We start from the raw sequence: 18,373 nt of genomic DNA on the forward strand, positions 1-18,373 counted from the left end.
CAAGCAGACGCAGCCAGTTCCTTAGTTTGTTAGGCTGCGGTGATGTCTGCCGCTGAGTTTATCGCCCGCCTCCCGCAAGCCGCCCTTTCCCTAGTTTTCCTGATCCTGTCCCAGGGGTTGGCTCAAGACGAACCTTGTCAAGCTGGACCGGTCAGTACGCAGTCAGGTGAGGTCTGTGGCAAAACGTTAGAGGCCGAGGGTAAGACCCTCATGGCCTTCCTCGGCATCCCCTACGCCGAAAGCACTGCGGGTCCCAGGCGCTGGATGCCTCCGGTGCCCAAAGCGCCATGGGCGGGGCGATTGCGCACCATCCAATTCGGCGACGTCTGCCCGCAAAACTACGATACCTCCAAACTTCCGCCCCAAAGTGAGGACTGCCTGTCGCTCAACGTCTGGACGCCTCAGCTTTCTCCGCAGGGCGGGGGCTTGCCGGTGCTTGTGTATATCTATGGTGGCGCGTTCAAGTTCGGGGCCAGCGCCGAGCCGATCTACGATGGGGCTTACCTGGCCGCCCGGCACGGGATGGTGGTGGTGAGCTTCAACTACCGCACCGGAGCCTTGGGATTTTTGGCCGGTGTTGGAGATTTGCGCGGTAACTATGGTTTTTTGGACCAGCAACTCGCACTGCGCTGGGTCAACCAGAATATCCGGGCGTTTGGCGGTGATCCCAATCGGGTAACCCTGATGGGGGAGAGCGCTGGGGCCGCGTCGGTGGCCTTGCATTTGTTATCGGCTCCAGCAAGCCAGCCCCTCTTCCAGCAGGCGGTAATGCAAAGCAACCCGCTGGGACTGCCCTATAAAGATTTAGGCCAAGCTCGGCGGATTGGGCTTGCCTACTTGAACGCTACAGGTTGTCGCTTGGCCCGTGATCCGGTGCAGTGCTTGCGAGAGCGTCCGGTAGAAGCCATCCTGAAAGGCGAAGAAAGCCGTCTGCTGGCACTCTCGGTGCTGTCGGAAGGGCTGGCTAACTTTCTGACCTGGTCACCGGTGGTGGACGGGATGGTGATTCGGGAGCAGCCCCTGGCGTCGGCGCAGCGAGGCGGCTTGGGCAAGCCTAGCCTGATAGGTACCAACACCGACGAATCCATCGTGTTCGTCGCGGGGATCTCGTCTGGCCCGGTGAACCTGATCGTCTATACAGCTTTGTTCAATGTACTAATGGGGGATGCAGGGCCAGCCATCGCGGATCGATACGCCCCAAAGTTACTTCGCGATTACCGCGAGCCGCTTGAAGCCTTCGTCAACGACTACTTGTTTTACTGTCCCAATGATCTCTTAGCCCGTCTAGCCAAAGCTCCGGTCCACACTTACCGCTTCGCCCACGCCCCCGCGGTGAGCCTCTGGCCCAACATAGCACGGTGCCAGGGGAAAGCTTGTCACTCCGATGGCCTCCCCTTTTTGTTCGGTACTCTCGACCGGATGGGCAACCGCAACCCCGACGACCAAGCCCTAGCCCGCGAGACATCCGAGTACATCGGTCAGTTCGTGAAGGGGCAGCCCCTCACCGGGACGACGGGGCTCGCTTGGCCTGCCTATACCAGCTCGAACCGAACCTACCTGCGTTTTGACATCCCTACCCAAATCTTCCAGCCACAAAACCCCAACTGTGCCTTCTTGGACGAGATCGGCTACCAGCGCCTCCACTGATCGGTTGGAGCGATCTTCCATAAGCTGCGCCTAGAACCGTCACAGGGCAGCGAGCGGCTCATCGCCCGTGGAGCGTGTCGAGGAGCTGATCATGAATCTTCCCGTTGCTGGCTACCAAGTAGCGGTTTCCTAGCCGGTAAGGCTCGCCCTGGAGGCCGCTTACGCTCCCCCCGGCTTCGGTGATGAGGAGCCAGCCCGCGGCCACGTCCCAGGGGTTGAGCTTGACCTCCCAGAACCCCTCCAGCCGCCCTGCTGCTACGTAGGCCAAATCCAGCGCGGCGGCTCCAGGACGGCGCACGGTGAGGCCCTTGGCGAGCGCCCGCTGGAAGTAGGTCAGGTTCTCGGTATCCTTGGCCACATCGTAAGGGAAACCGGTCGCCAGCAAACTGCCGATCAGAGTGGCGGTGTTCGAGACCCGGATGGGACGCCCGTTTTGAAATGCCCCCCCTCCTTTAGTAGCGGTAAAGAGCTCCCCTCTTGCGGTGTCCAGCACCACCCCTACCACGACCTCTCCCGCCACCTCAAGGGCGATGCTCACCGCGTAGAAGGGGAAGCCGTGGGCATAGTTGACTGTGCCATCGAGCGGGTCCACGATCCAGCGAAACTCGCTGTGACCTTCCTGGCCACCCTCCTCCCCCAGCACCACATGACGGGGGAAGCGCTCGAGCAATAAGCTCCGGATGGCTTCTTCGCTTTCCCGGTCGGCTTGGGTGACCAAGTCGGTGGGGCCGGTTTTGCTCTCCAGGGCAAAGCCCTTTTCGCGGTAGTAGAGGTGAATGCCGCGGGCCAGATACGCAGCGTCGAGGGCGGTTTCCAGATAGCTTCTCCAGTTCATGGGCCTAGCCTAACATCCCGTACCCCCGGCTATGGGGTCTGCGCGCGCTCAGGTAGCGGGGCTGCCCGGCTAGGTCGTGATGCACCTGCACCGCCTCCCAACCGGCCCGCCGGGCCTCTTCGGCCAGGGTGTGCACGTTGCTTTCGGCCAGCTCGAGCGCCAACCCCCCGCCTGGCTTGAGCGCCCTCCAGGCATGGCATAACAGCTCCCGCGGCATGTCCAACCCCTCCGGGCCAGAGTACAGCGCTTGGGGACTTTCGTAGGCGAGTTCGGGGGGAGCCTGCTCGCGGTAGACCTCGGGGAGATAGGGCGGATTCGAGACGACGAGGTCGAGCGCTTGGAGGTGGGCGGTATAGGGGGCGAACAACACCTTGACCTCGAGCCCGCTACGCTGAGCGTTTTTACGGGCCAGCTCTACCGCAGCCGGGTCGGTGTCGGTGGCCCAGACCTCGGCTTGAGGGAACTGCCGCTTGAGAGCTAAAGCAATGGCTCCGCTGCCGGTTCCCACATCGAGCAGGCGGCCAGAGAAGGAGCGGTCGCGGGGAAGCAATCCAAAGGTGAGCTCCACCAATCCCTCGGTCTCGGGCCGGGGAATCAGCACCCCGGGCCGGACCTCGAGCCTCAGGCCCTCACCGCCCTCCAGGCCTGGCACGTAAAACAGGCTGTAGCCCAGGATAAGCTGGAGCGGGTAACCCTGGCGGCGTCGCTGGAGCCACGCTTCCATCTGCTCGGCGATCTCCGCGGGAACGTTTTCGTGCAGCTTGTGAAGTAGCTCGTCGTCTTTCAGCCCCAGGGCATGGGCCAAAAGCCAGCGGGCCTCTTGGGAAGGAAGCCCGGCTTCGCGAAAACGACCTTCGAATCGTCGTAGCAGCTCGAGCCGGGTCACCGCCCACCGCCTACTCCGCCTCCGGCTCGATGGGCTGAGGATCGCTGCGGGGCATCACGATCACATGCCGCTCGTCACCTTCGCCCACGGAGGTGGTGGTGACCTTGGGGTGCTGTTTGAGGAGCAAGTGGATGATCCGACGTTCGCCCGAGCGCATGGGAGGCAGCTCGACCGGCTGCTTGCTTACCTCTACCTGCAAGGCTGCATCCATGGCCAGCCGCTTGATGCGCTCCTCCTGCCGTTTGCGGTATCCGGCGGCATCCAGTACCACCCGGTATTCCCCAGCGAACAGCTTAGCCATGTAGACATTGGCCAGGAACTCCACCGATTTAAGGGTGCGCCCCTCCTTGCCGATGAACCGCCCCAGGTCACCCCCCAGCACCTCGGCCCGCAGCAGCTCGCCCTCTTGGCGTACCTCTACCGAATAGGCCGGATCCAGATGAAGGAGCAACCCCACCAAAAATTGCTCGAGGGTCTCCTTGGGTCCTTGTGCAGGCGAGGCGGGTTTGGTCACCACCGGGGCCTGGGGCTCTTCGGTGATCACCGGGCTGGGGGGGGCTTCCTCCTCTGCGATGCCCATATCGGAGAGAAGGTCATCCAGACCTCGTTTCTTCTCGTCCATGTTCCATAGTCTAACAGGAGGCAAAACACCAGGGGATAGCGCCCTGAATGAGCGCTACGCCCCCTGGCCTAGGTGGCTACTTTGCTGCGACTGGTTTAGCGGCCAAGCTACGGTTGATCAGCACCTGCTGCCCCAGGCTGATCAAGGTGGAGAGGATCCAGTAGATGGTCACGCCAGAAGGGAATTGCAAAACCAAAAAGATAAAGATCAGGTTGATGAAAATCCCCTGGCGAACGGCCGCCTGGTTGCCGTGGGCGCTGAGCCAGGTGGAAGCGATCATCGAAGCTACGTAGAGCACCGGCAGGATGTAATAGGGATCCGGCAAGGCCAGGTCCGGCAGCCAGAGGAAGCCCTGGCCGAACTCGTAGTTAGAGATCACCTTCCACAACACAAACAGGATGGGCATCTGTAAGAAAAGCGGCAAACATCCCGCCGCCGGGTTCACCTTGTGCTCCTGATAGAGCTTCATGGTGGCCTCGGTACGCTTCTCCTGGTTGTCCTTATACTTCTTGTTGATCTCTTCGATAAGGGGCTGGATGCGTTGGATTTCGGCCATGCTCTTGTACTGCTGGTGCATCAAGGGCCATAGGAGCAAGCGCACCAAGACGGTCAGGAACACGATGGCCAAAAACCAACTCCCCGTATAGCGGTGCCCGGTCTCCATCACCCACAAAAGCCCCAGCGAAAGCCGTCCCCAAATATCTGGGTTGAAGAGGCCGGGGAGTTCCAGAAGACGCTCGACGTGCAGGCGGACCATCTCGTTCTGTCCGCCGTAGACCTTGAAGCTCTCCCCCCCGGCGGGAAGCTGGATCTGGGCTATGCCCGCGCCATTTTGCACATTTAGGCTGATGGGGGTGATGTCGCGTGGAATCAGCACCAAGGCGTAACCTTTGCTGGGCTGGGTCTGCCACGAGACGTAGCGGGCTGCTCCGGAGCCGGAGCTTACCGGGGCGCTATTGCCTTGGCCAAGCCACTTGGTCACGGGGTTGTCAGTGCCGCCTATGCCGCTCCAGGTGAGGGTACGTGGGGTGGAGGTTTTGACCTCGAGGTCTAGGGTTAGCAGCCGGGGGTGGATGGTGTAGGTGACGGCGGTGTCTCCCTGGGTGAAGCGGGCGATGAGGTCGCCATTGGCCCCTACTGAAAAGTCGGCGTTTTCCGGGGTGAAGTTTGAGAGGGTGCCGGGCGCGCTCACCCCAGGGCGTACTAAGTTGGGGGCGCGTTCGTAGTTGCCCCCGAAATTCGATCCCCGGTACTGCTTGACGTACCAGCCGACAATCTGGCCCTGCTGGTTGAAGGCGATATCGGCCAGGTTGGTGATGGCAACGTGCTCGGTTTTACCGTCCTTGTTGACATCGACTTCCTGCCAACCCGGCTGTACTGTGGCCAGAGCGGGCAAAAACACAAAAACTAGGGGCACGATAAGCCGAAGGGCACTTTTCATTGATCTTCTCCTCATTTCATCCTGCGCAAACGCAGGATAGCCGATGGTTTGGTCTTCGCGCTGAGCGCAGGGTTTAAAATTCGCACACGGGCCCCGATTTGAGGGGTCTGCTGAGGCACCGGGTCAATCCCGCCGGGGTGCAACGGGTGGCATTTCAAAATACGCTTTACCGCTAGATAACTGCCCCACAAAGCCCCATGGCGTTCCAGCGCTTCTACTGCATAGTGGCTACAGGTAGGGTAAAAGCGGCAAGTGGGCGGCTTCAGCGGCGAGATAAACCGCTGGTAAAAGCGCACCAAGCCTACCAAGAAAAACCGCACGGGTTTCATTGTACCAACCCTGCTTTCTTAAGTGCCTGAGTGAGGTCACGTAACAGTTCGGCATAACTGGCGTTGGCGGCCTCGGGTTGGGCTACCACCACCAGCTCACAAGGAGGCAAGTGCGTCCGGCGCAGGATTTCGCGCAACCGGCGGCGGACCTTGTTGCGCACCACGGCCTTGCCTACTTTTTTTGAAACCACAATCCCGACCCGTACCTCATGGGTGGAGGGCTCGAGGTGCGGGTCGTGGCGGGTCAGGGGCATCCAGCGTACAGCAACGAGGCGGCCCCTGCCGGGCCGCCCTTTCCTAAGCCGTTGAAACGCTCGCTCTCCCCGTAGGGATCTCAATGGCACTCCGTCACCCTGCTCCAGAAGAAGGCTTCGCCTGGTTTAGACGGTAAGACGCTCACGGCCTTTGGCGCGGCGGCGCTTGATGACCTTGCGACCTCCAAGGGTCTTCATGCGGGCACGAAAGCCGTGGGTCTTGACCCGTTTGCGCTTGTTGGGTTGCCAGGTGCGTTTCATCTTCGTTCCTCCACAAGGATTGTTGGGTTATCGGCTCATTGGGCGCACGGTAACCGCTATACACAAAAGAGACCGGCACGAAGCCGGGGCCGAAAAAGCTTATCACACCTCGGGCGGCTTCGTCTAGGCTTTGTAATTGGCCAACACATCTGAGACGCTTTGGGGACCGCGACTCCAGGGCCTGCTGGGCGCGCTGGTAACTTGATTTGGGCCGACTCAGACGTCATACGTCATACGAAGAGGATCGTCCCCTAGGTGTACGGCGGCACGCCGTCCCGATAGGGAATCTACCTCCGCGTTTAGCGTCTGGCGTTTTGCGTATTGCGTATGGCGTACGACGTATACCAACCCCACCCCAGCCCTCCCCTGCTAGGGGAGGGAGCACCCCGCGTTTAGCGTACGACGTACAGCGTTAGGGCCTCAAGCTACCCGTGCGCTTAGCGTGGATTAATCCGGCGCCGGTTTTCGTACACCTGTAGGGGGGTGAGCCGCCGCGACCGCTCAGCGGCGACTTCAGCCGCGGTGAAGGGCGGGTAGCCTTGGGGTAAAAGCTTGTCGTTGCCCCAAGCCCTCAGCACGAAGTTCAACAGGCTGGCGATCTCCTCGTCGCGGAGTTGGGCGTAGCCGGGCATGACCCCGTTATAGCGTTGTTCGTTTACCGAGATCTCTCCTTGGATACCAAAAAGAACGATCTGCACTATAACAGAACGCCCCCCCGGGCGGCTCACCAGATCGACGCTATGGCCGGCCAAGGGTGGGAACGCCCCGGGACGGCCCTGACCCGCATCGCCGTGGCAGAAGGCGCAGTTTTGTTGGTAAAGGCTGCCCCCATTTTGGGCCAGCGCGGGTACAGCCAAGCCCAGGCTAAGGGCCAGGGTCAGGGCCAGCGGCGTTGTTTTCACAAACCCATTCTAGTAGACCTGGGAGAGGTTTCGATGTATCCCGGGTTAGGAGGGGTTAATCCCAGCTTATTGCGCCCGGACTTCGGCCCAGATTTTGTTGTACAGCTCGGCGGCGGAGCCTAGGTCAGCCAGGAACTCGAGCTTATTGCGCACCTCGGGGCTCGGGTAGATGATGGGGTTATTGCGGGCCTCGATCATCGGAAGGGCTGCCGATACCGGGGTGCCGTAGCCGATCCCGTTAGAGACTTTGGCCGCTACCTCGGGCTCGAGCAGGTAGTTGATAAATTTATAGGCCAGCTCGACGTTTTTGCTCTTGCTCAAGATGGTGAGCACATCGCTCCAGAGGGTGCCGCCCTCGCGCGGGATCACGTATTTGACCTTAGGGTTTTCCTCCATAGCGCGAAAAACGTCGCCGGAGTAGGCCACTGCCACCGCTACGTTGCCCGAGAGCACTTGTTGCACCGCGTCGGTTCCCCCGGCGAAGCCTTTGCTGCGGCGTTTGGCATCGATGAGGAGCTGTTTAGCCCGCTCGAGCGTGGCCGGGTCGGTGGTGTTGACCGAGGCCCCCAAGTAGCGCAGCGCCGCCCCCACTTGCTCGCGCATCTCGGTAAGGAGCAGAAAACTCCCTGCGCTCTTGGCCGGGTCGAAGAGCACCGCCCAGCTATCCACCGGCCCCCTGACCAAGTCTTCCCGGTAGGCGAGTCCGGTGGTGCCCCACTGGTAGACCACCGAGTGCTTGCTGCCGGGGTCGTAGGCCGGATTGGCAAAGCCGGGGTCCAGGTTCTTGAAGTTGGAGATCTTGGATTTGTCCAGCTCGAGGATGGTTCCCCGCTGGGCCAGCTGCCCCACCAGATAGTCCGAGAGGATCACCAGGTCGTACTCGTTATCGCCCCCGGCTTGCAGCTTGGAGATCATCGCCTCGGGATCGTCGTAGGTGTCCAGCACGACCTTGGCGCCCTCACGCTGCTCGAAGTCTCGGATTACCTCCTCGGGCATGTAATCCGACCAGTTGTAGATGTGCAACTCTTGCCCGGCGCGCTGCTTTGGACAGGCGGTGAGCAGGGGCAACAGGAATATCAGAACAGCGATCTTTACAGCGGGTCTTTTCACCTTGTTCCTCCTTTACGCCAGAAGAGTAGGCCCAACAGCAGGATCAGGATGGTAGTTCCCACCATAAGCGTGGAGAGGGCGTGCACATCGGGGGTGATGCCGGTTTTGACCTTGCCGTAGATGTATAGCGGGAGGGTGGTGGATCCCGAACCGGAGGTAAAAAACGTCACCACAAAATCGTCCAGAGAGAGGCTGAACGCCAGCAGGGCCCCCGAGACCACCCCTGGCGAGATCAGGGGCAGCGTGATCTCGAAAAAGGTGCGCCAGCCGGTCGCCCCCAGATCGCGGGCGGCCTCCTCCAGGGCCGGGTCTAAAAGCATCAGCCGGGCTCGCACCACCAGCGTCACGTAGGCCACCTGGAAGCTCACATGGGCCAGGATGATGGTGAGCAGGGAGAGCCGGGGCCAGCCGATGACCTCACGGAGGGTATTGAACAGCAGCAGCAGCGAGATCCCCATCACCACGTCGGGGACCACCACCGGCACATAGAGCAGGTAGCGCAAAAAGCGTTTGAGACGAAACTCGTAACGCACCAGCCCGACGGCCAGCAAGGTCCCGATCACCGTGGAGACTGCGGTTGAGACCACCGCTACGATGAGGGTGTTGGTGAGATACTCGAGCACCCGCTCATTAGCAAAGAGCCGGGTGTACCAATCTAGGGTAAATCCAGTCCAGCTCACCCCGAAACGGCTTCGGTTAAACGACAACAGCGCAATTACCAAAATCGGCAAGTATAAAAAGGCGAAGATCGCCCACGAGTAGACGGCCAGGAGTCGCTTCATGGTTGGTTTCGCCTCTGCTCTAGCCCAGACGTCTTGCCTTGCACGCAAGCGAACCCGGCGTATGACCCGTACGACTTGCTCATACCAGTTCGTCCAATCCCCTCTCGCCTTGAGAGCGGGCGTAAAGCCACAGCCCCAGCAGCACCAAGCCCATCAAGATCATGCTCGCGGCTGCGCCAAAAGCCCAGTTTTGTGCTGCGCCGAACTGTTGCTGGATGAGGTTGCCGATCAAGATGACCTTCCCTCCGCCCAGGAGGTCAGCGATCACGAAGGTGCCCACCGCCGGGATGAAGGTGAGCAAAAACCCGGCCAACAGCCCCGGCAGGGTTTGAGGAAAGACGGCTTCCCAGAACCCCCGCACCGGACCTGCTCCCAAGTCGTAGGCGGCCTCGAGCTGGCTCCACTCGATCCGCTCCACCGCTGCATAAAGGGGCAGTACGAAGAAGGGCAGATAGGTGTATACGGTGGCCATATACACGGCGAAGTCGGAGGGGAAAAGCTCTGCTGGCGGGAAGCCGAATGCGGTAATCACCGCATTTACCACCCCTTCTCGCTGCAAGAGCACGATCCAGGCGTACACCCGGATCAAGAAGTTGGTGAAAAAGGGAATCACCACCAGCAAAAGCAGGATTTGCTTGTAACGGTGGCGGGCGATGTAGAAAGCCAGCGGGTACCCCAGCAGCACCGTGAGCGCGGTGGCCCAAAAGCCAATCCAGAGGCTGCGGCCCAGGATTTCCCAGAAGACGGGCTCGCTGAAGAAGCGGGTGTAGTTGTGTAGCCCGAAGGGCGGGGTGAGCTGGCCGAAATTTCCCCGGCTCATCAGCGAGGCGATCAGGACCAGCCCCGAAGGGACGAACACAAAGGCCAAAAGCCAAAAAGCCCCTGGCCCCACCGTCACCCAAAGGCCTGCGCGGGCCCGCCGGGAGGAGCCGGCCTGCTTCATGGTCCCTCCGCTCTGTCCACCGCTCCTGCGGAAGGCTCGTCAGCCGCGGCGGCTTGGCTCACTACTACCAGTTTTTCCGGGGTCATCGCCACCCAGACCATCTCGTCGTAGTTGAACTCATCATGGCCGGGCTCGAGGATATCCTGGTTGAGGGTATCGGCCAGCAAGGTCATCCCTCCGGCCTTGAGCAGATACTGATTCTCCGAGCCGGTGTAGATGATGTCGTCCACCCGGGCTTGGAAGACGTTGGGTAGGTTGGGTCGCTCGCGGAAGAGCCGGATCTTCTCCGGGCGGATGGAAAGCAGCACCTCCTGCCCCGGCGTGAGGGCGTCCTCCTCGTCTAGCACGAGTTCCCCCAGCGGGGTACGGACCCGGCGGGGCTCGAGCGCGGTGGCGGGAATCAGGTTAGAGTCGCCTAAAAACCTGGCCACAAAAGGGGTTCTGGGCAACTCGTAGACGTCTTCGGCGGGGCCTACCTGCTCGATCTTGCCCCGGTTCATCACCGCGATTCGGTCAGACATCACCAGGGCTTCTTCCTGATCGTGGGTGACGAAGATAAAAGTGATGCCCAGCCGTTCTTGCAGGTTCATTAACTCTACCCGCAGCTCCTGTCGTAGCTTGAGGTCGAGGGCGGAGAGCGGCTCGTCCAGCAGGAGCACCTCGGGCTCGTTCACCAGCGCCCGGGCCAGCGCCACCCGCTGCTTTTGCCCGCCAGAGAGTTGGTGGGGGCGGCGGCTCTCGAGGCCTTGCATGTTCACCAGCTCTAAAGCCCAACTGACCCGCCTGACGATCTCCTCCTTGGGGGTGCGCTTCATCCGGAGCCCAAAGGCGATGTTTTGCGCGACGGTGAGGTGAGGAAATAGGGCATAATTCTGAAAAACCGTGTTGACCGGGCGGCGGTAAGGAGGAACCCCTCGCATGTCCTGGCCCGCGATCAGGATGCGCCCCTCATCGGGTTCGTCGAAACCGGCGATCATCCTGAGCAGGGTGGTCTTGCCACAGCCAGAAGGCCCCAGCAGGCTAAAGAACTCCCCGTTGCGGATTTCCAGGTCTACCCCCGCCACCGCTACGGTATCGCCGAAGCACTTGCCGATGCCCTCGAGGCGAACCGCAACCCCATCTGCCAACTTTCGTTCCCGGCGTCCCCGAAACAGGGCTTGCTCCACGGCACGAGTGTACGGTCAGACCCCCCTGGGGGCAAGTAGCTGGCTTAATGCCTTTCAGGCTCGGGGTTGCAAGGGGCTCGCCGATTTTCACAGAACTCTTTTCGTGGCTCAGCCCGCAAGGGCTAGCGGGAATGCCCCGATGCCAGGGAAGCGGTTGCTTTGCTCAAGACGCCTCTTTCGCCGCGAAGCGGGGTAGCGCAAACACGTCTTAAAGCCGCTCGCAGAGCGGTGCGACCGCTCGGTGTTCGCCTAACGGCGAAGCAGCCGGCTCCACCCGTAGCCAGCCGCCCCTCCCACCTGCAGCGGCGCTTCCACCAGGCCAAAGCCCTGTACCGCTTCCCCCGGGTCAAGGCCGAACTGAGCCCCTCCACAAGCCCCATGCCCGAGCCCTGGAGGGGCTTTACCCCGTAGGGGAGGAGCGAGAGGCGGGCTATGAACTCCTCACCGCCTTGGGTGTGGATGCGGCGGGGCATCTGGCGGTGGGATACGCCCATCTGTTGGCCTACGGGGAGAAGGGTTTCCTAAGCCTGCCGAAGGAGGTGGAGCGGGCCATAGAGGAGGCGATGGGCGCCGGCGGGTGTGGGTGGCGGACCGGGGCTTTGACGACCGCAAGGTGTTCCGTCAGGTGCTTTCGTTGGGGGCGGCTTTTGTGGTGCGCGGGGTTGCGGGCGCTGGGGGCCTCTTTGCCCCTTCCCTTCCGTGGGGGGTGGGAGATGAAGGTAGGGGGCCGTACCGGTGAGTGGAGCTCCGCTTTGGGTGGAGGGAGGTAGCGGTGGAGGGGCAGCGGCTCTCCTCTACGGTCAGCCGGGTACCGGCGCTGGGGAGGCGGGGTTCGTGGTGGCTTTTGACCAGCCTGCCGGTGGGGCCTTTCAAGGGTTTTTGCTGGAGCTTGGGGGCAAGCTAGGGCTTGTCGGCGAAAGGGGGGGCTTTCGCTTGCTAAACCGCCAGGTAACCCAGGAGCATCTGGAACGCGCGGAAGCGGGAAAAGTTGCTTTGTGAAGCAAACTCTCTGAGGGGTTGTGGGGAATTTAATGAATTGAGGGGGTTAGATCGCGGCTGAAGCCGGTAAAGCTCGGTCCACTTCAACTTTTCGCCGCCGTAGTGGGCTGGTAAGGCTGGCCGCCTACTGGATCACACCTGCCGGTCAACACCAACACCGCTTGAGGAGGGGGAGGGATGGGCTTATCCCAAACCCCTTTGGCCTAGGTGGATGGTGGAGATTTGGGCGTGGTGGGAGGTTGCTCGCCGATCACGGCGGGCGGGTTTTCCTCATCCTGCGGGTTAGAATGGGCGCATGCCGTACCCAAGATCAGCCGCATATCCAGCCCAACAGCGCCGCCGGAGCGGATTTCCCCGGCGAAGGTCGGTGGGGTGTTGGGCCTGGTTTTTATTGTTGGGCGCTGCTTTCGGACAGAGCCTGAACCTCCCCGCCGAAGCCCGCGTGGGGCAGGGGCTCGAGGTCGTCGCCCAGGGCTTTCCCCCCGGGGCTTACACCCTGGAAATTCGCGGGCCAAACGGCCTTCAGCAGGTCAACGTCCAGGCCCAGCAGGGGGGGTTCAAGAGCCGCTTTATCCCGGGAGTACCGGGAGAGTACCGGGTTCAAGTCAGCGTCAGTGGCCGCCTCATCGAGGCGCAAACCCGGGTGCTGGCCCTATCCCAGACCCCGCAAAGCTCGCCCGCTGCGCCGATTGCCCCGCCAGTGCTGAAGGCCGACGGGTTGGCGGTGGGGGACTGGCATCTGCCGCTAAAAGGCCAGTGGTCTCAGCCCAAGGTGATGGGAACCCGGGCCTTTATCTACCAAGGGCCCTTGGTGTTGGAGCTCGACCTGACCCGCCCGGCGGTGGTGGCTCACTACTATCCCCCCGCCGAGGTGCGGGTGCTCGAGACCGACCCCGAACCGGCGGTGCAGCTGGCCAACGGCCTGAGGCTGCCGCTTGCCCAGTTGGGTGGGCGGCCCTACGAGGGCTCCTGGGACAGCCTGGCGGTGATCCGCGACTACCGCGAGCACCTCAAAGCTCAGGGCGCCCAAGCCCTGGACTTGGCCCTGAACGCTCCTCGGCCCTACTGGGCTTATTTCGCCACCCCCCCCGAGGAGATCACCCCCGCCGACCTCGAGGCCATCGGCAAGGACCTGCTCTCCCGGGGGCATCGGCCCGAGCTGCGTTGGGGCGGCCCCGGCCTCATGCGCTGGCTTACGCCCTGGACGGCCCAAGTCTTTGCCGCCCGGCGTCAGGGGCTCGAGGCCAGCCTGGCCTGGTCGGAGTTCTTCCTCAAGTACATGCCGCAGTTTCCCGGTTCGAGGCGGCTTTTCGCCGAGCAAGCCGACTGGCTCGAGGCCCAGGGGCGTCCCGACCTGGCTGAGCGCTATCGGGTAGTGCTGCGGCAACTGGAGGCTTGGTCGGTGCCGTTCTCGGTGGCCACCGCCAAAGCCTGGGCGTGGATGGCGGTGATTCTCTACGCGATCCTAGCGGTGTACCTGACCTTGATCTACCTGCCCAACCAAACCCGCGACCTAAGGGGTCAGGGTGGGTGGCTGTTGTCCTGGCTGCGCAATCCCCTGCTGCGGCTGCGCCACACCGTGTTGGCCTATGCTTCCTTCGGAGAGCGGTTGCTGTTCGTGCTGCTTTTCGCCTTGGCGGGAGGAAGCTTGCTGCTCGCCGGGCTGGCCTCGAGGGTGGAGCAGGTATACACCCAAGACGCTCTCTCCCGGGGCACGCTGCGCTCCCAGGCGGCCCAGGAGGCCCTGCGGGCCCTGTCCACCAGCGCTACCTCGATGGTGGACGCCCTGCTCGGCTACAGCCTCAAGACCGATAATCCTGAACAAGCACGGCGCTTGTTGGAAAAGGCCCCATCCTGGGCCTTCGTGTTGGTGAACCGGGGGGAGCCGCAAGACCTTAAACGCGCCTACCAGATTGCCCCCGGTTATGTTCCGGCCCGCGAAGCGTTAGGGCTTGGGGGGGATTTTTGGACCGACGTCTACCGCGCGGCGGGTGTACCCCGGGAGGGGGTACCCACCCCCCGCCTCGTCTGGATTGCCCTTTTGCAATCTTCGGCTCAGGCCTTGCAGCATGACTTCTTGCATACCTGGACAGCCTTGCCATTGTGGGACCGGGAGTGGATGGCTTGGGGGAGTGCGATGCTTTTTCTGCTGGTAATGCTCTACCACCTCTTGAGCTTCCTCATCCCTCGCCCGCGCAACGCCCCTGCCCACCGCGGTTGGAAGCGGTGGGTGCAGCTCGTTTTTCCCGGGTCGCCCTGGTACGGTCACGGCTGGGGGGTGCTCATCCTGGTGGGGGTGGCGCTGGGAGCCTGGTCCTGGTATCAGGGGGATGGGCGCGGGATGTACGGGTTCATTGCTGCGCTGGTAATCCACCTTGTATCCTGGGCCTTGCGCTACGGAAGGAGAAGCACGACATGATCATGCCCCCCATCCCTACCCCCTTTGACGCCCAGGGCCGGCTCGACGCGGAGGCTTTCCGCGAGCTGGCGCAGGCCCTCGAGCCCCACGTGGACGGTATCCTCTTCTATGGCTCTAACGGTGAGGGGGTCCACCTGACCCCTACTGAACGCATTCGCGGGCTCGAGGTTCAGCAACCCCAAAAACCTCCTCTGGTTGGGCTGATGGAGGAGACCATCCCTCAGGCCCTCGAGGCCTTACAGCAGGCCCAGATCGTGGGGGCCAAGAGGGTCTTGGTCACCCCGCCCCGCTACTATGCCGCCAACACCGGAAATGAAGGCTTGCTGCGCTACTTTACTGCCCTGGCCGACGCGGGCGGCCCGGAGGTCTGGCTCTACCACGTTCCGCAGAACACCAAGGCTGATTTGCCCCTGTTCGTGGTCGCGGAGGCTGCCCGGCATCCCCGCATCACCGGCCTCAAGGACTCGAGCGGGGAGATGGCCCGGTTGGCCTTTTACCAAGCCAACCGGCTCGAGCTTTCGGTTTACACCGGCCACGCCCCTACCTTCGCCGCGGCTTTAGCCCTGGGGGCCAAGGGGGGCATCCTGGCCGCTGCGAATCTGGCTCCCAAGGCCTACAAGGCCCTCCTCGCGGCCTGGCAGAGGGGCGACGTGGCCGAGGCGCAGCGGCTCCAGGCCCGGCTCGAGCCCTTCGGGCGGGTGCTGGGGCAGGGAGGATTCGTACTGCTCAAGCAGGCGATGCGTTATCTGGGGCTTCCTGCTGGATATCCACGCCCGCCTTACCCCCAGGAAAGCCCCCACTGGCAGGCTTTCCGACCGATCTTGGAGGACCTGCGGGCAGAAGGTTGGTTGGTTGGCTAGGGGCCTGCCAAAGCGGTGGGGGTTCAAGTCGCTGATGACCCACGCCGGGCTTAGAGCCCGCGATAAACTGCTGCCATGAAGCGCTTTGCCCTTCTCCTTTCCCTCGCCTTTCTCGCCGGTTGCTTTCCCCAGCAAGTCCGACCCCAGCCGCCCCAGGTGGAATTGGTGAGCTTTACCCTGGTGAGCCTGGATCCCTTCACGGGCTTCGCCGACCTGGACGTGCGGCTACGGCTCACCAACCCCAACGGCTTCACCCTGCCCCTGCTGGACAGCACCCTCAGCGCCGAACTGGCGGGGGCCGGGTTTAGCCTGACCCTCCCGGCCCTCGAGCTTCCCAGCAATACTCCGCGCGAAACCCAGGCCCGCCTGCGGGTGCCCATCGCCCAGGGAGTGCAGGCCTTGGCCTCGCTGGTCTCGGGGCGGCCCACCCGCTTCCGCCTGCAGGGGGAGCTACAGGCTAGGCTCGGCCCGGTGAACGTGCCGATTGGCCCCTTTACCCTGGTAGACCGCGACGTGACGGTGAGCTTCAGCTTTATCCCCCCCGCCTTGCGCTTGGTGGAGATCCGTTTCGAGGGTGGGGTCTTCAAGTTGGTGCTCGAAGTGCAAAACCCCAACCCTATCGGCTTCAACTTGGAGGGTCCGGTGCGGCTGTTGATCGGGGGCCGCAGCGTCGCCGAGGCCAACGCTCAGATCGCCTCCCGCCCGGGCAGCGCCAGCCGTGGGGAACTCAGCGTACGCCTCCAGGGCTTCCCTGGCCTGGGTAACGTGCAGGTGCAGGCCAACCTGGTGGCCCGCATCCCCGGTATCCTCGAGCGCCCGGTGGTGCAGCTGCTCGAGGGCGCCCCTAGGTAGGCCGCCATGGGAGGGCAGGGCTTGGGTCAGCGCTCGAGGCGGAACGCGTGGGGGAGGAGTTCGCCCAGGGTGTAGGTAGACCCTTGTCCATCCGCGCGCAGGCAGTGCACTAGGGTATCGGGTTTGGCAAATTCGGCCAGGATTTGGCGGCAGCCGCCGCAAGGGGTTCCGCCGTCTTGGGTCATCACCCAAAGCTCGAGGATTCTCCGGTCTCCCTCGGCCACCATGCGGCTCACCGCCCCCTGCTCGGCGCAGCGGGCCAGCGCGTAGGAGGCGTTTTCGACATTGACCCCCTCGAAAAGCCGGCCGCTTTCTCCCTTCACGATCGCGGCGACGGGGTAATGCGAGTAGGGAGCGTAGGCTTTGGACATCAGGCGGCGCAGGCGCGAGGCGATCTCTTCCATAGCTTTGGTTCACCCTTCTGATTTGGCGGGGGCCTCGGCAGGGTTGGGCTGGACTTGGGTCACCAGCACCTTGTCGATGCGGTTGCCGTCCATATCGACGACCTCGATCTTCAGCCTCTCGAAGGTGAAGCTTTCCCCTGCGCTGGGGATACGGCCCAACTCCGCCAGGACCAAGCCCCCCACGGTACGGTAGCGCTCCTCGTCGGGGAGCTCTTCTAGGTCAAAGAGTTCTTTGAATTCCTCGATCGGCAAGGCCCCGTCCAGGAGGTAGCTGCCGTCATCGCGGCGAACGATCCAAGGCTCATCTTCAGCCTCCTCGGCGCTGGGCAGGTCGCCCACGATGGCCTCGAGGATGTCGTGCAACGTGACTACCCCCTGTAGGCCCCCATATTCATCCACCACCAGGGCCATGTGGGTGCGCTTTTGCTTGAACATTTCCAGCAGCTGCCAGGCGGTAAGGGTGGCTGGGACGAACAGAGGGGGCTGCGCCAGGCTGCGCAGGTCTTCCACGGTGAAGTTCGGTTTGACGGCCAGGTCGCGCGCGCGCACTACCCCTATGACTTTATCTAAGCTGCCTTCGGCGACCGGAAAGCGCCCGTGGGGGCTCTCGAGGATCTTCCGGCGGGTTTCCTCAATCGGGTCTTCCAGGTCCAGCCAGACTATGTCGGGCCGAGGGGTCATCAGTGAGTCTACCTGGCGGTCGCCCAAGCTGAGGATGCTGCGCACGGTTTCCTGTTCAGCTTCCTCGAAGACCCCCGCGCGGGTGCCCTCGTCCATGAGCACCTGGATCTCCTCGTCGGTGACTGGGGGTTCGTGGCTGCCGCGCTGGCCAAATAGCCGCAGCACCGAATCGGTAGAAACCGTCAACAGCCAGACCAGCGGCTTGGCCGCCGTGGAGAGCACCTGCATCGGATAGGCCATGAAGGCCGCGATGCGCTCCGGGCTGCGCAGGGCCAGGCGCTTGGGGACCAGTTCGCCGATGACGAGCTGCAAGTAGGTGATGAGCAGCACAATGATCGTGAAGGCGATCTCTTGGGCGTAAGGGGCCAGGGCGGGGAGGCGGGCGATTCCTGGCGCTAAGCTGGCGGCCAGGGTGGTCCCGCCATAGGCCCCAGCCACGATGCCGATGAGGGTGATGCCCACCTGCACCGTCGAGAGCAGGCGGCTGGGAGAGGCCAGTAGCTCGAGCGCGGCCTTGGCGCCAGCGTTCCCGTCTTCGGCCCGTTGCTGGAGCTTTGCCCGACGGGAGGAGATGAAAGCCGCCTCCGACATGGCCAAGACCCCATTAAATAGAGTGAGCAATAACAGGATGAAAATCTCCATAGGTCAGGCTATCCGCCAAGCGACCTGCGCTCGGACGTTAAGCTCGGGGGAGGAGATTGTGGTCGAGGGATTTGGGTAAGTCGAAAGACTTCGACTAGGCGGTTTATCCATACCTACTGATGAGGATTGTAGCACATTGCGCCTAAGGGCTGGGGAGGCAGGCGCTTCAGGGTGTGTCCTGGATTTAGGCAACTAGGCTGCAGTAGGGAAAGCGCCGTGTCGGACGGCGTGGAAAGGTGTGACGGGGCTGTGGGAGAAGAACCGCGAGCGGACCAGGGCCTTAGCGCTCGCTCCGGATTCGCTCCAGTGGGCCCCGGTGATCTTGAGTCTTTGGCCGA

19 protein-coding genes are annotated in these 18,373 nt (G+C 62.6%); 5 read left to right on the forward strand and 14 right to left on the reverse strand.

All coding sequences use genetic code 11. The features are described from left to right. The first annotated feature begins 42 nt into the window (after positions 1 to 42). A complete protein-coding gene (locus tag DNA98_RS09245; protein WP_110529457.1) occupies positions 43 to 1,647 on the forward strand; it encodes a carboxylesterase/lipase family protein in 1,605 nt (534 codons plus the stop codon). A gap of 58 nt (positions 1,648 to 1,705) precedes the next feature. Here the strand turns inward: DNA98_RS09245 and DNA98_RS09250 are convergent, their stop codons facing one another. From DNA98_RS09250 to DNA98_RS09305, 12 genes are all read right to left on the reverse strand, one after another. Continuing rightward, positions 1,706 to 2,482, reverse strand: coding sequence for an inositol monophosphatase family protein (locus tag DNA98_RS09250; protein WP_110529460.1), 777 nt, complete (start codon positions 2,480 to 2,482; stop codon positions 1,706 to 1,708). 4 nt (positions 2,483 to 2,486) lie between these two features. Beyond that, positions 2,487 to 3,368: a peptide chain release factor N(5)-glutamine methyltransferase gene (prmC, locus tag DNA98_RS09255; protein ID WP_110529463.1), complete on the reverse strand. Its 882-nt coding sequence runs from the start codon at positions 3,366 to 3,368 to the stop codon at positions 2,487 to 2,489. A 10-nt stretch (positions 3,369 to 3,378) separates the two neighbouring features. Continuing rightward, entirely contained in the window at positions 3,379 to 3,990 is a 612-nt protein-coding gene (locus DNA98_RS09260; RefSeq protein WP_110529466.1) for a R3H domain-containing nucleic acid-binding protein, read from the reverse strand. A 76-nt stretch (positions 3,991 to 4,066) separates the two neighbouring features. Then, on the reverse strand, positions 4,067 to 5,431 hold the full coding sequence (locus DNA98_RS09265) for a YidC/Oxa1 family membrane protein insertase (protein WP_110529469.1): 1,365 nt from the start codon (positions 5,429 to 5,431) through the stop codon (positions 4,067 to 4,069). Positions 5,432 to 5,442: 11 nt separating this feature from the next. Then, the gene (yidD, locus tag DNA98_RS09270; RefSeq protein WP_174720005.1) at positions 5,443 to 5,760 is read right to left on the reverse strand and encodes a membrane protein insertion efficiency factor YidD; all 318 of its coding nucleotides are present in this window, start codon (positions 5,758 to 5,760) and stop codon (positions 5,443 to 5,445) included. Continuing rightward, entirely contained in the window at positions 5,757 to 6,104 is a 348-nt protein-coding gene (gene rnpA, locus DNA98_RS09275; protein ID WP_110529475.1) for a ribonuclease P protein component, read from the reverse strand. The genes yidD and rnpA overlap by 4 nt, the downstream gene beginning before the upstream one ends. 36 nt (positions 6,105 to 6,140) lie before the next feature. Beyond that, the gene (rpmH, locus tag DNA98_RS09280; protein ID WP_013157995.1) at positions 6,141 to 6,275 is read right to left on the reverse strand and encodes a 50S ribosomal protein L34; all 135 of its coding nucleotides are present in this window, start codon (positions 6,273 to 6,275) and stop codon (positions 6,141 to 6,143) included. Between the two features lie 437 nt (positions 6,276 to 6,712). Continuing rightward, positions 6,713 to 7,177, reverse strand: a complete 465-nt coding sequence (locus DNA98_RS09285) for a cytochrome c (RefSeq protein WP_110529478.1) — start codon at positions 7,175 to 7,177, stop codon at positions 6,713 to 6,715. A gap of 66 nt (positions 7,178 to 7,243) precedes the next feature. Next, the gene (locus DNA98_RS09290) at positions 7,244 to 8,287 is read right to left on the reverse strand and encodes a spermidine/putrescine ABC transporter substrate-binding protein (RefSeq protein WP_110529481.1); all 1,044 of its coding nucleotides are present in this window, start codon (positions 8,285 to 8,287) and stop codon (positions 7,244 to 7,246) included. Further along, positions 8,284 to 9,069 (reverse strand): ABC transporter permease, encoded by a 786-nt coding sequence (locus tag DNA98_RS09295; protein WP_110529484.1) that lies wholly within the window; start codon positions 9,067 to 9,069, stop codon positions 8,284 to 8,286. The genes DNA98_RS09290 and DNA98_RS09295 overlap by 4 nt, the downstream gene beginning before the upstream one ends. 79 nt (positions 9,070 to 9,148) lie before the next feature. Next, positions 9,149 to 10,012 (reverse strand): ABC transporter permease, encoded by an 864-nt coding sequence (locus DNA98_RS09300; RefSeq protein ID WP_110529487.1) that lies wholly within the window; start codon positions 10,010 to 10,012, stop codon positions 9,149 to 9,151. Continuing rightward, positions 10,009 to 11,178 carry an ABC transporter ATP-binding protein gene (locus DNA98_RS09305; RefSeq protein ID WP_110529490.1) on the reverse strand — a complete coding sequence of 390 codons (1,170 nt, stop codon included), beginning with the start codon at positions 11,176 to 11,178 and terminating at the stop codon, positions 10,009 to 10,011. The genes DNA98_RS09300 and DNA98_RS09305 overlap by 4 nt, the downstream gene beginning before the upstream one ends. 735 nt (positions 11,179 to 11,913) lie before the next feature. On the opposite strand from DNA98_RS09305, the gene DNA98_RS18075 reads away from it, so the two are divergent. From DNA98_RS18075 to DNA98_RS09325, 4 genes are all read left to right on the forward strand, one after another. Next, entirely contained in the window at positions 11,914 to 12,177 is a 264-nt protein-coding gene (locus DNA98_RS18075; protein WP_233493164.1) for a hypothetical protein, read from the forward strand. A gap of 295 nt (positions 12,178 to 12,472) precedes the next feature. After that, entirely contained in the window at positions 12,473 to 14,596 is a 2,124-nt protein-coding gene (locus DNA98_RS09315; RefSeq protein ID WP_233493165.1) for a hypothetical protein, read from the forward strand. Continuing rightward, positions 14,593 to 15,456 carry a dihydrodipicolinate synthase family protein gene (locus DNA98_RS09320; protein WP_110529496.1) on the forward strand — a complete coding sequence of 288 codons (864 nt, stop codon included), beginning with the start codon at positions 14,593 to 14,595 and terminating at the stop codon, positions 15,454 to 15,456. The genes DNA98_RS09315 and DNA98_RS09320 overlap by 4 nt, the downstream gene beginning before the upstream one ends. Positions 15,457 to 15,531: 75 nt before the next feature. Then, positions 15,532 to 16,308 (forward strand): LEA type 2 family protein, encoded by a 777-nt coding sequence (locus DNA98_RS09325; RefSeq protein WP_110529499.1) that lies wholly within the window; start codon positions 15,532 to 15,534, stop codon positions 16,306 to 16,308. Between the two features lie 26 nt (positions 16,309 to 16,334). On the opposite strand, the gene cdd is transcribed toward DNA98_RS09325, so the two are convergent. Together cdd and DNA98_RS09335 are read right to left on the reverse strand one after the other, a co-directional pair. Next, positions 16,335 to 16,712, reverse strand: coding sequence for a cytidine deaminase (cdd, locus tag DNA98_RS09330; protein ID WP_110529502.1), 378 nt, complete (start codon positions 16,710 to 16,712; stop codon positions 16,335 to 16,337). A gap of 9 nt (positions 16,713 to 16,721) precedes the next feature. Continuing rightward, positions 16,722 to 18,035 carry a hemolysin family protein gene (locus tag DNA98_RS09335; protein WP_110529505.1) on the reverse strand — a complete coding sequence of 438 codons (1,314 nt, stop codon included), beginning with the start codon at positions 18,033 to 18,035 and terminating at the stop codon, positions 16,722 to 16,724. Between the last annotated feature and the right edge of the window lie 338 nt (positions 18,036 to 18,373).

Origin of the sequence: Meiothermus sp. Pnk-1, assembly GCF_003226535.1 — a bacterium.
Classification (GTDB): Bacteria; Deinococcota; Deinococci; order Deinococcales; family Thermaceae; genus Allomeiothermus.

Bases quoted from the DNA above. Each gene is read 5' to 3' on its own strand.
- DNA98_RS09245 (WP_110529457.1), top strand. From the start codon at position 43: ATGTCTGCCGCTGAGTTTATCGCCCGCCTCCCGCAAGCCGCCCTTTCC.
- DNA98_RS09250 (WP_110529460.1), bottom strand. From the start codon at position 2,482: ATGAACTGGAGAAGCTATCTGGAAACCGCCCTCGACGCTGCGTATCTG.
- DNA98_RS09260 (WP_110529466.1), bottom strand. From the start codon at position 3,990: ATGGACGAGAAGAAACGAGGTCTGGATGACCTTCTCTCCGATATGGGC.
- DNA98_RS09265 (WP_110529469.1), bottom strand. From the start codon at position 5,431: ATGAAAAGTGCCCTTCGGCTTATCGTGCCCCTAGTTTTTGTGTTTTTG.
- yidD (WP_174720005.1), bottom strand. From the start codon at position 5,760: ATGAAACCCGTGCGGTTTTTCTTGGTAGGCTTGGTGCGCTTTTACCAG.
- rpmH (WP_013157995.1), bottom strand. From the start codon at position 6,275: ATGAAACGCACCTGGCAACCCAACAAGCGCAAACGGGTCAAGACCCAC.
- DNA98_RS09295 (WP_110529484.1), bottom strand. From the start codon at position 9,069: ATGAAGCGACTCCTGGCCGTCTACTCGTGGGCGATCTTCGCCTTTTTA.
- DNA98_RS09300 (WP_110529487.1), bottom strand. From the start codon at position 10,012: ATGAAGCAGGCCGGCTCCTCCCGGCGGGCCCGCGCAGGCCTTTGGGTG.
- DNA98_RS09315 (WP_233493165.1), top strand. From the start codon at position 12,473: ATGCCGTACCCAAGATCAGCCGCATATCCAGCCCAACAGCGCCGCCGG.
- DNA98_RS09320 (WP_110529496.1), top strand. From the start codon at position 14,593: ATGATCATGCCCCCCATCCCTACCCCCTTTGACGCCCAGGGCCGGCTC.
- DNA98_RS09325 (WP_110529499.1), top strand. From the start codon at position 15,532: ATGAAGCGCTTTGCCCTTCTCCTTTCCCTCGCCTTTCTCGCCGGTTGC.
- cdd (WP_110529502.1), bottom strand. From the start codon at position 16,712: ATGGAAGAGATCGCCTCGCGCCTGCGCCGCCTGATGTCCAAAGCCTAC.
- DNA98_RS09335 (WP_110529505.1), bottom strand. From the start codon at position 18,035: ATGGAGATTTTCATCCTGTTATTGCTCACTCTATTTAATGGGGTCTTG.